This is a genomic window from Mycobacterium sp. 5-140-3-2 (assembly GCF_035666375.1).
In the GTDB taxonomy this organism is placed as follows: domain Bacteria; phylum Actinomycetota; class Actinomycetes; order Mycobacteriales; family Mycobacteriaceae; genus Mycobacterium; species Mycobacterium intracellulare.
Genome location: NZ_CP142025.1, coordinates 3095108 through 3110404, shown reverse-complemented (window position 1 = coordinate 3110404; position 15297 = coordinate 3095108). Strand labels below are relative to the sequence as shown.

The 15297-nt window shown below is 64.5% G+C and carries 7 protein-coding genes; 5 read left to right on the top strand and 2 right to left on the bottom strand.

The features are described 5' to 3' along the window. Positions 1 to 63: 63 nt before the first annotated feature. Positions 64 to 615 carry a GNAT family N-acetyltransferase gene (locus tag P6281_RS14445; RefSeq protein ID WP_008257489.1) on the bottom strand — a complete coding sequence of 184 codons (552 nt, stop codon included), beginning with the start codon at positions 613 to 615 and terminating at the stop codon, positions 64 to 66. 264 nt (positions 616 to 879) lie between these two features. On the opposite strand from P6281_RS14445, the gene P6281_RS14440 reads away from it, so the two are divergent. Then, a complete protein-coding gene (locus P6281_RS14440) occupies positions 880 to 5910 on the top strand; it encodes a non-ribosomal peptide synthetase (RefSeq protein ID WP_008257486.1) in 5031 nt (1676 codons plus the stop codon). Between the two features lie 19 nt (positions 5911 to 5929). Beyond that, entirely contained in the window at positions 5930 to 10477 is a 4548-nt protein-coding gene (locus tag P6281_RS14435; protein WP_008257484.1) for a non-ribosomal peptide synthetase, read from the top strand. A 122-nt stretch (positions 10478 to 10599) separates the two neighbouring features. Here P6281_RS14435 and P6281_RS14430 read toward each other — a convergent pair whose 3' ends face one another. Next, the gene (locus tag P6281_RS14430) at positions 10600 to 11976 is read right to left on the bottom strand and encodes a SagB family peptide dehydrogenase (RefSeq protein ID WP_170320569.1); all 1377 of its coding nucleotides are present in this window, start codon (positions 11974 to 11976) and stop codon (positions 10600 to 10602) included. A gap of 399 nt (positions 11977 to 12375) precedes the next feature. On the opposite strand from P6281_RS14430, the gene P6281_RS14425 reads away from it, so the two are divergent. The 3 genes from P6281_RS14425 to P6281_RS14415 all read left to right on the top strand — a co-directional run bounded on the left by P6281_RS14425 (position 12376) and on the right by P6281_RS14415 (position 15170). Next, positions 12376 to 13083 carry a YoaK family protein gene (locus P6281_RS14425; protein WP_008257479.1) on the top strand — a complete coding sequence of 236 codons (708 nt, stop codon included), beginning with the start codon at positions 12376 to 12378 and terminating at the stop codon, positions 13081 to 13083. 529 nt (positions 13084 to 13612) lie between these two features. Continuing rightward, positions 13613 to 13819 carry a hypothetical protein gene (locus P6281_RS14420; protein ID WP_225331673.1) on the top strand — a complete coding sequence of 69 codons (207 nt, stop codon included), beginning with the start codon at positions 13613 to 13615 and terminating at the stop codon, positions 13817 to 13819. A gap of 16 nt (positions 13820 to 13835) precedes the next feature. Next, a complete protein-coding gene (locus P6281_RS14415) occupies positions 13836 to 15170 on the top strand; it encodes an MATE family efflux transporter (RefSeq protein ID WP_008257475.1) in 1335 nt (444 codons plus the stop codon). The last annotated feature ends 127 nt before the right edge of the window (positions 15171 to 15297 follow it).

The following is a 15297-nucleotide window of genomic DNA, read 5'->3' as shown; positions in this document are numbered from 1 at the left end:
CTCCTCGCCTTCGGGGGATCGCACCGGCCCGCCGTCCGGGTTTGGGGCGGCGCTTGGTCGGCCCTATCGGTCACGGATCATGAGGGCGGCGCGCTTGTTTGGCAGATCGAGGTCCGTGATGCGCTGAAACCCGGCGTGGTCGAGCACCCGGAGCACCCGCACATTGTCAACGTCGGGCTCGGCGACCACCCGTGCGGCCAGCGGATCCGCCTCCAGTTGCCATGACGAGACCGTGCGTAGCAGGTCCACCGCCAGCCGCCGTCCGCGGCACTCGGGTGGACCCAGCAGCATGTGCACGCCTGCGTCGTGCTCGCGGGCGGGGTAGTAGTCGGACAGCGGATCAAGATCGGCGCGGTAAAGCTCCCAGTAACTCATCGGGACGCTATCCAACAGACCCAGGTACGGAACCGAGTGTGCGCTGGAGTGCTGTTGATGCAGATAGGACGCAATCCGGACGCGGGACCACGGCTTCCGCCAGAATCGCGCCACCTCGGGGTCGTTCATCCAGCAATGCATCAGGTCGAGGTCGCCGTCGGGGTCCAGCCGGCGCAGCGAGAATTCGCCCGCGAACACTTCATGATCAACCGCGGCGCGGCATTGCTGCAGATCTTGCATCTGCACCCGTGTACCTCCCGACCAAAGGGGCCCTGTAGTGCGCGACGAGCACATAAAGCGATGGGCGATCCGATCTCGTCGCCGCGGCAGGCGCACGAGCCCTGTAACTTAGTGAAGGCTAACATAAGCCCGCAGTCGCGGTAGGGTGCCGGCGACGAAGGGATCGTTACTGCGTGTCGTGTCGTTCGGGTTCCGGATCTGGGGTGTAGGACGCCCCATGCTCGGACCGATCCGGCGAACTGAATAACGGGAGTGAGGCGAGCCATGGCCGACGACGTCAAGACTTTGGAGCAACGTCGCCTGGAACTGCTACGTAGGCGCATCGCCGAACGCGGTCTGGCGGCGCGGGAGTCGGTCGAGCTGGTGCGGATCTGTGCGGGAGAACGTTACCGTCTGTCGCCCGGCCAGCGGCGGATGTGGTTCCTGCAGGCCATGGACACAAGCGACGTTACGCTGAACATTTGCGTCGCCTACCGGCTCACGGGCGCCCTGGACGAGGCACGCTTGCGCGCCGCCTTCAATCAGGTCGTTGCCCGGCACGCGATCCTGCGTACCACCTACGCGGTGGACACCGAGGGTGAGCCTTATCAAGTGTTTTCCGATGGCGTTGAGATCGGTTGGCGAACAGATGATTTGACCCATCTTTCAGAGGAGGACCGCGATCGCCGGGTCCAGGCGCTGGCACGAGACGAGTTCGGCCGGTCATTCGACCTCACCGAGGAGCTTACGCTGCGGACAACCCTGATCCGCTCCGGCCCAGACGAATTCGTGCTGTTCTTCGTCGTACACCACATTTGTTGGGATGACGATTCCTGGGCTGTCTTCTTCGGCGAGCTGAGCGCTGCCTATAACGGTCTTCAGTTGAATAGCCGTGCGCCACAGTTCGTTTCGGTCGCGGTGCTAGGTAATGAGGCGGAACCCGCGAGTGCCGACGTCGGTTACTGGGCGGACACTTTGCGGCCGTCACCGGATCCGCTGGAGCTTCCCGGTGCGGCTGCCGTGCATCCGTCCAGGCAGGCCGATCGTCGGGCTCGCGCCCTTCCCGCCGGCTTGTTCGGCAGGGTCGAGGATTTTGCCCGAGACCGCTCCGCTTCACCATTTATGGTGTTGTTGGCGGCCTTTGGCGTGCTGATACGCCGCTATACCGGCGCAGCAGATTTTGTGATCTCCGTGCCGGTCACCGGACGCAGCGCCCCGGCCGAGGGGGCGATCGGGTACTTCGGCAACACGCTGTTGCTGCGGATCGTCGTTCGACCGCACGACACGTTCACCTCGTTCGTCGACGCGGTACGCGAAACCTGTTTTGCCGGGTTCGCCCACCAGTCCGTTGGCATCGATCGAGTGGTGCGCGAAGCCAACCCGGAGCGGGCAATGGGGCACGATGGCATGGACCAGCTGGTCCGCTTGGGTTTCAGCATGCGCAACAGCGCAAGTGGATTGATACTGGACGGTGTCACGGTAGGACAACTCGAATTGGGCGCGGTAGCCGCCCAGCTTCCGTTGGCCTTGACGGTTGTGCTCGACCCAAAGGGAGTATCGGTCGAGCTCGAGCACCAGACCGACGTGTTGAGCTCGGCACTCGTTGATCAGATGCTGACCCATTATCTGCAGCTGTTGAACAACGCCCTGGCCGAACCCGAACGTCGCCTAACCAAATTGGACCTGCTCGGCGCCGGCGAGCGGGAAGCCGTCCTGGCGCAGTCGCACGGGGAAGTTGTCGCCACGCCGGCCACCACGATGGTCGCGATGCTTGAAACAGCCGCGGCCGTCGCTCCCGACGCGGTCGCGCTAGTTTCCGACGCGGGTGAAGTCACCTATGCCGACCTGCATGCTCGCGCGAATCGTTTGGCGCGCTGGCTTATCGGACGAGGCTTCGGTGCCGAGGACGTCATCGGGCTGCGCATGACCACGTCGATAGAGTTCATCGTCGCGCTGCTCGCCGTGCTGAAAGCCGGTGCGGCCTACCTGCCGATCGACCCCGCCTATCCCGACGACCGCATCCAATACCTTGTCACGGATGCCCGACCCCAGACGGTTATCGGGCGACAGGAACTCGACGCCGCCGAAGACGCCGCCGCACAGTTGTCGGACGCCGCGCTCACCGATGCCGACCGGCTACGTCCGTTGCGTCCCGACCACTTGGCTTACGTCATCTACACTTCCGGTTCCACCGGGCGGCCCAAGGGCGTGGCTGTCTCGCACCGCGCGATCGCCGAGCACGTGGATGGTTTCATTGCCGAGTGGAGCGTGACCGGAGAAGACCGGTGGCTGCAATCGTCGTCGGTGAGCTTCGATGCTTCACTGGCAGACATCTTCATCCCGTTGTCGCTTGGCGCACAGCTGATCGTGCCCAGGCCCGAGGCCTTCGGTGACATCGATTACGTTGCCGAGCTGATCAATCGCCGCGGCGTCACCGTGCTCCACATGGTGCCCTCCATGCTGAGCACCCTGCTAATGCTGCCGCAGGCCAGCCAATGGCGGCAGTTGCGTCATGTGCCGGTGGGCGGAGAAGCGCTTCCCACTGAGGTAGCCGACAAATTCGCCAGCTACTTCGACGCGGAGCTACGCAATCACTATGGCCCGACCGAGGCCGTCGTGTGCTCGACACACAAGCGGGTCGCGGGGTCGCAGGGCGCGCGCGTAGTGCCGATCGGCGTGCCGAACCGCAACGTCTACGCCTACGTGCTCGACGAGCAGTTGCAACCGGTGCCCGCGGAGGTCGTCGGTGAGCTGTACCTCGGTGGCATTCAGTTGGCGCGTGGGTATCTCGGTCGTCCCGGGCTGACCGCGCAGCGATTCATCGCCGACCCTTTCAATCCCGGCATGAGGCTGTATCGATCCGGAGACCTGGTCCGCCGCAACATCTCTGGCGACCTGGAATTCGTCGGCCGAGCCGACGAGCAGGTCAAGATTCGTGGCTTCCGCATCGAGCTCGGCGAGGTCGAGTCCGTCATCAAAACGCATCCAGCGGTGCGGCACTGCCTCGTCGCCGTGGAAGACACCGAGGCTGGGCCCATGCTGGCCGCGTACCTGGTGCCAGCGGCTGATGAACACCTCTCCGCCGACTTAGATCTCGATGAGATACGCGCACATGCCGCCTCGGCGCTGCCTGAATACATGGTGCCCAGCGCATTTGCAGTTATCCATGAGATCCCGCTGACTGTGAGCGGCAAACTGGACAAACGGGCACTGCCCGCACCTACGCCTATCGCTGTGCGCCGCTACCGTGAGCCGGCGACCGAGACCGAGCGCCGGATGTGCTCGATTTTCGCCGAACTGTTCGGCTGGGAGCGTGTGGGTGCTGAGGACTCATTCTTCGGGCTGGGTGGCCATTCCCTGCTGGCGGCTCGGCTGGTCGCGCAGATCCGTGCCGAATTCGGCATAGAGCTGACCGTTCGCGCCGTGTTCGATACGCCCACCCCGGCCGGATTGGCGGCTGCGCTGGTCGAGCAGTTCCGTGCCGAGTTCGACATCGACCTTGACGCGATGGACGCCGAGGACACTTTCGACGACGCAACGTCGGCTTGGCAATCGAGCCGCCCAGAACTCGTCGAATCGGTTCGCCCGGAGCGGCTCCCGTTGTCCTACTCGCAGCTCGCCGCGTGGTTCCAGTATCGGATGGAAGGGGCGGGGGACGGCTTTAACATGCCCTTTGCGCTTCGCTTCGACGGTCCCCTGGACATCGTCGCCCTCACCGAGGCGGTCAACGACGTCGTTAAGCGCCACGACGCCCTGCGCACGAACTTCGATGAGCACGAAGGCGTTCCGTATCAAATCGTGCACCCGATCTTGCAGTTGGAACTAAAAGTCCGGGAGGTCACCCCGGACGGCTTCGATGACGCGGTGGCGCAGCAGCGCCGGCACGTGTTTACGCCCGAGTCGGGGCCGTTGATTACGGTCACCCTGTTGGCGCTCGGCACGGATACGCATGTGCTGTTGGTGGTCGTTCACCACATCGTCAGCGATCACGCCTCTCTGGGGATCTTCTTTGACGACCTCGTCACCGCCTACCGCGCGCGGCACCAAGGGCAGGCGCCGCAGTGGACCACATCGCCGATCCAATTCGTGGACTACGCGCTGTGGCAACGAGACGCATTCGCTTCCCTATGGGGACAGGCTGAGCTGGCGTATTGGCGTGACGCCCTCGCTGGGTTGCCCGACGAGGTCTCGGTTGCCCACGATTATTCCCGCCCGCCGGCGCTCGGAAAGCGTGGGGAGGTGGTGACTTTCACCGTGCCCGCCACCCGCCGGGCGTCCTTAACACAGCTCGCCGAGCAAAATGGCGCCAGCGAGTTCATGGTTTACCAGGCCGCCCTGGCGGTAGTGCTGCACAAGCTCGGCGGAGGGACGGACATTCCGCTCGGCAGCCCGGTCGCGTCCCGTGTCGAACCGATCACGGCTAATCTGATCGGCTTGTTCGCCAACGTGGTGGTGCTGCGCAACGATCTGTCCGGTGATCCAAGCCTGCGCACCATGCTCACCCGTAGCCGCCACACGGTGCTCGACGCATTCGCACACCAAGAGCTGCCCATCGAACGTCTGGTTGAGGCTCTCAACCCACCGCGCTCACGGTCCCGAAACCCGCTGTTTCAGAACATGATCCACTTTCGCGGAGAGGATTGGGCGCTGATACCGCGCCCTCTCACCGAGACCGGCGGCACCACGGTCGTACCGCTTCCGATGGACTTCGAGGTCTCACTACTGGATCTGGACGTGGGCATGAGCGTGACGCCGGCCGGTGAACTCGACGTGCGCGTCGTCGCCAATGCCGATCTCTACGAACCTGCGTCGGTTGCCCTTATCGCCGCCGCTCTGAACGCAGCACTCGATGCGTTCGCGACGGCGCCGGACCGTCCCGTGTCCAGCCTGGAGTTGCTTCCCACGGATGATTTGGAGAAACTTTTCGCCCCGCCGGCCCCGCCCATCGCTGCGCCCTCGAAACCGGCCACCGCAGGCTCGGTGGAAACCGAGCGGATCCTCATCACCTTGCTAGAGGAATTGCTCGACGTCACCGGTCTCGATCGCGACGACAACTTCTTCGCGCTCGGCGGTGACAGCATCATCTCCATTAAATGGTCGGCGCAGGCCACCGCGCAGGGACTGGCCTTCACCCCGGGAATGGTGTTCGAGTACATGACCATCGGCGAGCTGGCCGCGGCGGTCGACGCGGCAGCGGGTCAGCCGGCGGCCGAGACGGATTCGCCGCCGAAGCAGGAATATACGCCGATGAGCGCGTCGGGCCTGACCCCCGATGCGTTGGCGCAACTCAACGCATCCTGGCTCAACCAGTCGTGACGGCACCCGTGAGGTATTTGTGACCACAGCTCCGCCGCAGATCGAGGACGTGCTCGCTCTCAGCCCTTTGCAGGAAGGGCTGTTTGCGTTATACCGATTGGCGCAGGACAGTATCGACCTTTACAGCATGCAGTTCGTCGTCGATGTCGACGGACCAGTCGATCTCGAGCTGCTCCGCCGCAGCGCTCAAGCCATGCTGGTCCGACACCCGAATCTGCGCGCCGCCTTCTGGGATCGTGATGTACCGAAGCCCGTGCAGATCGTGCCCATGCAGGCCGAGCTGCCCTGGTCCGAACGGTTCGCACCGCCAACGGAATTCGATGCCATTGCACGATCGGAGCGGCGCCGCCCGTTCGATCTGAGTCGTGGACCGGCATTGCGGGTTGTGGTGCTTGGCACTCCCGGCGAGACCAGGCGCCGGATGATTTTCACCGCCCACCATATTCTGGTTGACGGCTGGTCTCTCGCCGTGTTCTTCACCGAGATGCTCACCGTGTATCGGGCGGGAGGATCGACCGACGGGCTACCGAGCCCGCGCCCCTACCGTGACTACATCGTCTGGCTTGCCCAGCAGGACAGGGCGGCCGCGACCGCTCAGTGGATGACGTATCTGCAGGGTGTGTCCGGCCCGCTCATGGTGGCGGATGGGACCGTCGCCGCGGGCGAGGGCGTGCCGGAAAAGACCGAATTGCTGTTGCCTGCGGCCGATACGGTGCGGCTGCGACAGTGGGCGGGTCGCAACGGTCTTACCCTCAACACCGCGGTGCTATTCGCGTGGGCGGTTGTGCTCAGCAGGCTCACCGACCGTCGCGATGTCGTTTTCGGCACCATCGTGTCCGGCCGGCCGGAAAACCTGCCCGGCGTGGAAACCATGGTCGGACTGTTCATTAACGCCGTGCCGGTGGTGCACCAGGTGAGCACCGCCGACTCGGTGGTGGAGCAATGCGCCCGCTTGCAGCGCGAGTCGTCGGCGATGCGCGACATCGGTTATCTCAGCCTGTCGGAAATCCAGCGTGAGCATGGCCGGGGAACCCTATTTGATTCGCTATTCGTCTTCGAGAACGCACCGATCGAGGACGCCATCCGGACGGTGACCACACCAGACGGAGCCCGGTTCAGTCCGGTAGAGATGGAGAGTCTCACGCACTACCCGTTGACTGTGGTCTCGCACATGCGAGACGACGCGCTGTTGGTACTGGTCGAGGCGATTCCCGAGGCACTTCCGCATCTTCGGCCCTCCCAGATCGGCGAGCGCTTGCTCGCCGTGCTGCGCCAACTCCCCGATATTGGCGACGACACCCCCGACACGCTGGATATCCTCACCACGGCGGAGCGCGCCGAGTTCGAAGGACTTGCGACGCGGCCGCTACCCACTGCGGAGAGCACCTCGGTGTGGGAGACATTCGAGCGGCAGGTCCACGCCACACCGCATGCCGTCGCCCTAACTACCGGCGGTGGTGACTGCTATACCTATGCCGAACTACACGCGCACGCTTGCCGGCTCGCGGGGGAGTTGGCCGAACGGGGCATAGGACCGGAAAAAGTCGTTGCGCTGGTGCTGCCGCGCTCGACGAATTCCATCGTCGCCATCCTGGCCGTACTCGCCGCCGGTGGCGCCTATCTGCCGGTCGATATCACGTTGCCGAACGCTCGTATCGAATCTATTTTGCGGCAAGCAAATCCGGTACTCGCCATCGCCGAAGCCGGCTACACGGAGTTGGTAAGCGGCCGGGTCAACACAGTGGTGATCGACGAACCCGCTGCCGCCGGCCGCATCTCGCAACGCGCAGCCGCCAGCTTGGCGGTTCGCCGGCACCCCGAGCACAGCGCGTACGTCATCTTCACCTCGGGCTCGACCGGTGAACCCAAGGGCGTCATCGGCACCAATGCCGCTTTACTCAGCTATTTCGCTGACCACCGCGACCGTGTCTACCGGGCGGCTTCGGCACGCCTGGGCCGCCCGCTGCGGATCGCCCACGCCTGGTCCCTGAGCTTTGACGCCTCTTGGCAGCCCATGGTGGGCCTACTCGACGGGCATGCGATCCACCTGTTCGACGCCGAGGAGATGCGCGACGCAGACCGGCTGGTGCAAGGGATGGCCGCCAACCAGATCGACATGATCGACACCACCCCGTCGATGTTTCTGCAACTGCGTGCCGCGGGACTTTTGGACCACTCTCTTTCGGTGCTGGCCCTCGGCGGTGAAGCAATCGATACCGCGCTGTGGGAGCAATTGCGCGCTCCGTCGCCAACCGCGGTCTACAACTGCTATGGCCCCACCGAAACGACGGTCGAAGCGGTGGTGGCACCGGTCACGGAATACCAAAAGCCGACGATCGGCACCGCGAACGCTGGAACCGTCGGTTACGTCCTGGATTCGGCGTTGCGGATGGTGCCGGACGGTGTGGTAGGCGAGCTCTATCTGTCCGGGGCGCAGCTGGCCCGTGGCTATGTCGGCAGGTCTGCGATGACCGCGGCTCGCTTCGTGGCGGACCCGCTGCGTCCCGGCCAACGCATGTACCGCACCGGTGACCTGGTACGTCGCCTGCCGCACGGTGGATACTCCTATGTGGGACGCTGCGACTGCCAGGTCAAGATCCGTGGCTACCGCGTGGAGATCGGTGAGATCGAGGCGGCCCTGCGCGGTCAGCCGCAGGTGTGCGATGCCGCGGTTTCCGTTCTGCGTCGCGAGACCGGCGCAATTCTGGTGGGTTTTGTTGTGTGGCAGGAGGATGTGGCTGCCGACCTGATACAGCTGCGTACCGCGCTCACCGAACGGCTGCCGCCTTACATGGTTCCCGCCCGAATCGTGGCGATACCTCAGCTGCCGGTGAATGCGAACGGCAAGCTGGATGGCCGTGCATTGGACCGGCTTGCCGAGGATGCGCTCTTGCGTGTCACTGAAGGCGGGGCGGCATCGGCGTCCACCGACACCGAACGATCGCTGTGCAAAATATTCGAGGAACAGTTCAACGGCGTAGTGCCACACGTCGACGACGACGTCTTCTCGCTCGGGTTAGACAGCATCGTGGCGATTTCGTTGGTCCATAAGGCGCGGCGGCACGGCCTGTCATTGAGTCCCCGGATGCTATTCACCGCACCGACAATTCGCCAACTCGCGGACGCGTTGGACCTAGCAGCCGAATCGGGCACCGCCCTCGAGGCCGTCGAATACGGCGAGGTTCTGCCCCTGCCGATGGTGTCCTGGCTCTACGAGTACGGAAACTACCGCCGGTTCACCCATACCGTTTTGCTGCGATTGCCGTCTGAAATCGACCGCCCCTCAATCGAGTCGATGCTGCAGTTGTTGTTCGACGGGCACGACACTCTGCGATCGATTCTGGTTGAGACCGCCGGGGGACCGCGCCTTGTTACGCGCGAACCCGGCGTCGTCCGTGCCACTGATGTGCTTACCCGCGTTGAGCTACCCAATTCGTCCCGCGAGGAACTAAACACGGCCATAACAGATTCGGCGCGTAAGGTCACCGAGGAGATCGATCCCCATTCGGGTGCCATGGTGCGAGCGGTGTGGTTTTCCGGGGCCGTGCACGGCGAGCTGCTGCTGATCACCGCGCATCATCTTGCGGTAGACGTGGTGTCCTGGCACATCATTCTCGGCGACCTCGCTGGAGCTTGGCGCTCACTGACATCGGGCGAAACGCCAAAGACATTGCCAGAGTTTACTTCTTACCGACGGTGGTCGGAGCTGATGTGGCAGCGGGCCGCTACCGCCGAAGTGCAGGCCCAGCGCGATTACTGGAACGCCCAGGTTCAAGGGCCCGATCCTGCGCTGGGTAGGCGGCATCCTGATGCTACCCGTGACACGTGGTCGACTCTGCGGGTCACACGGGCGCTCATACCGATCGACGTCACTGAGCGCGTGCTCACTGCGCTCACCAGAGATAAGGGCATGGACGAATTCCTGCTGGCCGCGCTCACGATGGCCGTCGCGAGTTGGCGGCGTACTCGTGAACAAGATTCGGCGGCTGGCACGCTCGTCACGATGGAGGTCCATGGGCGCGCTGACGCCATTTTGGACACGGACACCACGAACACGGTCGGTTGGTTCACGACTGCATACCCGGTACGGCTCGGAGTGGGTGTGTCAGGCGTCGACGCCGAGCAGGCAGCAAGCGATCCGGCGGCGGCCCGAGCGCTATTCGATTCGGTGGCTGGCCATTTGAGTGCGATTCCGAATGAAGGCCTGGACTTTGGACTGCTTCGTTATGTGGACCATGTTCCAGAACTGCAGGATGCTGTCGAACCTCAGATCATGTTCAGCTACTTGGGTCGCCTCGACCTCGCCGGTGGAACGGATCAGCCCTGGTCCTTAGTTGCCGGCGACCAAGTCGACGTTTTGCCCGTCGACCCTGAGCCAGATCTGCCACTGCGTTTTGCGCTGTACCTAGCCGCGGCAGTACGGGGAACATCCGAAGGTCCGCAACTGACGGCTAACTGGCTCTGGAGCGATGCCCTGTTCGCGTCCTCCGACATCGACCGGCTAACGCAACTCTGGCAATGGGGCATAGCCGCGCTCGCGGCTGGATTGAATGAAAGCCCGGCGTAGAAAGTGGAAAAGAAATGACCCGCCGGTGAAGCTCAGCGTGGCAGGCCGGAATGCCTGCCCGTCATCGCGCCCCACTGCCTCGACGTCGCAGCATTGACCGACGAGGAGGTTCTCGCCGAGGGCTAGTTCGGGGCGGGTGACCCGACGATGATACTGCCGACGCTGCACTCCTGTAGTTCATCGACACCGGTGGCCGCGACGAAAGCGGCGGTATCACCGAAGCCTTGCGCGCACGCGCCGAGGCCCATCGCGGTCGCGGCCAGGTAGATCGTCTGCATGAGGACGCCGACATCTTTGAGGATGGCGGCATAGGCGATCTGCTCGTAGGTCCACATGATGCGACCGCAACGCGCAGCCATGACGACGAGCACTTGCGGCTCGGCACCTCCGGTGAGAGTTGCTGCGGCCGGTTTCAACAGCTGGGACACGGCCTTCGAATCTGGTCCAGCGACAGGGCGTAGGACATGGTCGAACGAGTCGTAGTGGTACATTGCCGGCTCGAGTCCGGCGACATTGCGCACCACAGGGTAGAGCTCCAGCTCATACAGACTGCCACCAGAAGGGTACGGGCGTGACACGAGTTCCTCCCCGTCAGCGACGAGTTCGGTTCTCCGCGTTCGCGCTGTGCGGTAGAGCAGTTCGGCCAACTGCCCAACAGTAATCGGGCGGGCGTCATCGAATGTCCTTGTGGAAACTCGGTCTTCGAGGACGGCCGTCAAAGTCGGGTCCTGCATTCGTTTGGCCGCCAGATCGGGAACCAGAAGGGCAATAGGCTCACCCGGATAATTCGTCCTGCGCGCGGGCGGCTGTGGGAATCGACCCTTCGCCCACTTGGTCGGGCCGAAACGCTCCCAGGTGACGGTGCGTTGCCCCAGAGTGCTGCGGCGGTGAAACCACAGATCCGGTGCGCTCCAGCTGAGAGCATCGAATCTGCTGTCTTCGGCGCCGAGGTTGGTGAGGATGCCACACCAGTGCAGATCCTCGATGAACCGCGAGGTGACGGCGCTCGGCACGCCTGAGACGTCTGCTGCAGGCCCGTCGAGCAGGACAAGCAGGCGTGAGTCGTGAATGCGCACATCACACCACGCCAGCGGATGCTCAAGGACGAAACCCTCTGAGTCTCGGTGCAGTACAGCAAATTTCGATAGCGCGAAGGACCGTGGCGACATCGGCGCCGGCCGTTTTGCGGGCCGCTCGAACGGCAGGATGGAGTAAAAATCGTTCTTTTCGTCGCGCACAGTGACCGTCAGCCAACCGCTCGTGGCGAGCTGATCTATCAGCGTGCCGACACCGCTTTCGTCTGTCGCCGTGAGTATCTCCGACAGCGTTGCCGGCCCGAGATTCAGCGTTTTGAGTGCCTGTAGCTGGCCAGGGGTCAATCGGGTCAGCTTCTCGCTGCGCGGAGGATTCAGCAGCACCGCTCCAGCGGGCGTGACCAAGCAGGTGACACCGGAACGGAACGCGAATCTCGTTTGGCCGGGGTATCTGACGTCGGGCAATCCGCGAACCCTTCCGCTTCCGAATTAATCCACCATCTCGACGCCCTCAGCGTAAGCGAGGCACAGTTCGTGCGGGTTAGCAGCTCCGGCGCGGGCTCACCAGTAAGCCAGCGGATAGCGTGCACGTGACGGGACCCGTCGCAAAACGAGGAACGCGAATCGCGAAGTGCACAATTGCCACGCGTAACACGGCGCTGCTGTTCGGTCTTCCGTGAGAACGGAAGGGGAGTATGACCATCAAATGGGTCGCTCCGGGCACGGCGGGGCGGCGGGTCGGTTGGGATGGGGCAATACAGTGGCCGCCGAGCCCCGCGCCGAGGTTTCCGCGCCCGCCTGGGGTCTTGATAACATTGCTGTGTTTGCGTATGTGGCCGACCGAGCACCGACAGGGTAGAGACGATGCCAACCTGGCCAATTCCCGAGACCTGGATCCCGCGGGTGGTTCTGCTCGGCTACAGCGGGTTGCTCGCCGCGGTCGCCGGATTCGTCAATTCGGTGGCCCTTTTGGTGTGGGCATTTCCGGTGGGCAACCTCACCGCCTTAACCACCAAGGCGGGTATGCATAGCACGAATCCTCTTATCTACCAGGGCCGGATGATCGCGGCGATCGTGTTCGGATTTCTATTCGGAGCCATTGCGGCGGGTGCGGTGCTGGCGGCCGTACGGACTATTGCTGGCCCTCGTCACGCTGCCGTCCTGCTGGCCGAAGCCGCGCTGCTGCTCGCCGCAGCTGGCGTTGAGCACCCGATCGGCAGAGCGCTCCTCGCCGCGTGCGCATGCGGGCTGCAGAACGGAATGACGTCCAATCTTCCGGGGATGCCGATTCGCACCACGCACTTCACCGGCACGATTACCGACCTCGGTCTGCTCTTGGGCCGCAGCCACCGCCACCGGGTGGACAAGTGGAAGGCCACCGTGCTGACGACGACCGTGGTGCTGTTCGTGGGTGGCGCAGCCGCCGGCGTGCTGCTTGGCAACCGGATTGGTGACCACGCGCTGATTCCCCCCGCCGTCGCCTGCCTAGCTCTGGCCGCGGTCATCATGCTGCAATACCGCCGTCGCGGCGCCCGCGGGGCTCCAGTGGCAGCGGTCGTCGAGCCCGCGTAGCGAGTCATCTCAGCTCGCCGGATCGCTCAGCAGCGACACGTGCACTACTGATGCCGAAAATCCTGTCGCAAGCGGTCATGCGCTGCCTCGCAATGTGCGCCCTGAGTGCCGGACATAGCAAGGGTAAGAACCCTGGTGCGGCTACGGGGGCCGGGCTTTATCCCAGCCACCACGACGAACATGCACGCTGAGGGGCAAAAACCTCCATCATGTTCGACGCCGACCACAGTCGTCCTGGCTGGTAGGCGGGCGACCACCACGCGACCGAGCGCCCCTAAACTGAGGTGGCACTCATTTCCCACGGGTAACGACCGACACCGGGTCGTTTCGCTCGCCCTGCCCCGCGCACATCGGCTGGCCACACCGCTGGACAACCCCGCGTTCGCCTGCCTGACGATACTGTCGTGGGTGTTGGGCTCGGCCGCCACGGTTGCCCGAAGCCGGCGGTGGTCGAGCTGGTCTATGCGGCGGTCGGAAACCGGCGGTGGTCGGCGCGCGCCCAGGGGAAGTGGAGAGCATCATCGGTATCGTGTGCACCACGCGACAGCCCGAGGTGGCGACGGTGGTTATAGAGACCGAGCCGCAACAGGGGTCGGTGCCGATGCGGGCCAAAGCCGCGGTGGATGCGGCCGCGATCATGTCGACGCTCGGCGGCGGGGACATGCTGGCCGCCAGCGATACATCCGCCGGTCCTGCCGCCGAAATGGTCACTGCCCTGGTCACGGCAGTTGCCTGACGAGCGCCCGGCGGCTGTGCCGCCGACAGGTCCGCGAAGCCGCCGCGTCGGCGACCTGGAGCGGAGCATCACCGGCCTGGCCCTGCCGGCGCTCGCGGTGCTCGCCGCCGAACCGCTTTACCTGTTATTCGATACTGCGGTGGTGGGCCACCTGGGTGCGGTGAGCCTGGCCGGGTTGGCCATCGGCGCCGTGGTGCTCGGCCTGGTCGGAGTCCAGTTCCTGTTCTTGTCGTATGGCACGACGTCACGCTCCGCCCGCCACTTCGGCGCCGGCGACCGGGCATCGGCAGTCACGGAGGGAGTGCAGGCCACCTGGTTGGCGCTCGGCCTGGGCGCGCTGATCGTCGTCATGGTGCAGGCCGCCGCGGCGCCGCTGGTGTCGGCGATCGCCGCACGCGGGCAGATCGCCGGCGCGGCGTTGCCGTGGTTGCGGATCGCGATCGTGGCCGCCCCGGCGATCCTGGTGTCGCTGGCAGGTAACGGGTGGATGCGCGGGGTGCAAGACACCGCGCGACCGCTGCGCTATGTGGTCGCCGGTTTCGGGCTGTCGGCACTGCTGTGTCCGTCGCTGGTGTACGGCTGGCTGGGCTTGCCCCGCATGGGCCTGGCGGGCTCGGCGGTGGCCAACCTGGTGGGCCAGTTGCTGACAGCATTGCTGTTCGGGCGCGCGCTGTTGGCCGAGCGGGTGCCGCTGCGGCTCGACCGCACTGTGCTGCGCGCCCAAGTGCTGATGGGCCGCGATCTGATCGTTCGGACCCTGTCGTTCCAGGTTTGTTTCATCTCCGCCGCGGCGGTGGCCGCCCGGTTCGGCACAGCGGCGGTGGCCGCTCACCAGGTGCTGCTGCAGCTGTGGGATTTAGCTGTGCTGGTGCTTGACGCGCTGGCGATCGCGGCGCAGTCGCTGGTGGGCGCGGCATTGGGGGCAGGCCAGACCGTGCGCGCCAAGTCGGTGGCCCGGCATGTGGCGGCGTATTCGCTGGTCGCCGCGACGTTGCTTGCTCTCGTGTTCGGCCTGGGCGCTCCGGTACTGCCCACGTTGTTCACTCACGACCGGTCAGTTCTGGACGCGATCGCTGTGCCGTTGTGGTTCTTGATCGCCCAGCTGCCGATCCAAGGGATCGTATTCAGCCTGGACGGAGTCTTGGTCGGCGCCGGCGACGCCAAGTTCATCCGCAACGCCACGCTGATCAGCGCATCGGCCGGGTTCTTGCCGTTGATCTGGCTGTCGTTGATCTTTGGCTGGGGACTCGCCGGGATCTGGTCGGGTTTGGGCACCTTCATGGTGGTGCGATTGGGTTTCGTGGGGTGGCGCGTCTTGTCCGGTCGTTGGACGGTGCCGGGCACCGGCTAATGCCCTTGTGGGCAATGCGCCGAAGTTTCGTGCACGGTTAGCCCAACGCCTCGTCGGCCAGTCGGCCTGCACGCGCACCGAACGACGGATTCCACCACCGCGAGCAGCCGCCACTCATCCCACGTCA

What these genes read in the sequence shown, in the direction of transcription:
- P6281_RS14425 (WP_008257479.1), top strand. Translation starts at nt 12,376, where the DNA reads ATGCCAACCTGGCCAATTCCCGAGACCTGGATCCCGCGGGTGGTTCTG.
- P6281_RS14440 (WP_008257486.1), top strand. Translation starts at nt 880, where the DNA reads ATGGCCGACGACGTCAAGACTTTGGAGCAACGTCGCCTGGAACTGCTA.
- P6281_RS14445 (WP_008257489.1), bottom strand. Translation starts at nt 615, where the DNA reads ATGCAAGATCTGCAGCAATGCCGCGCCGCGGTTGATCATGAAGTGTTC.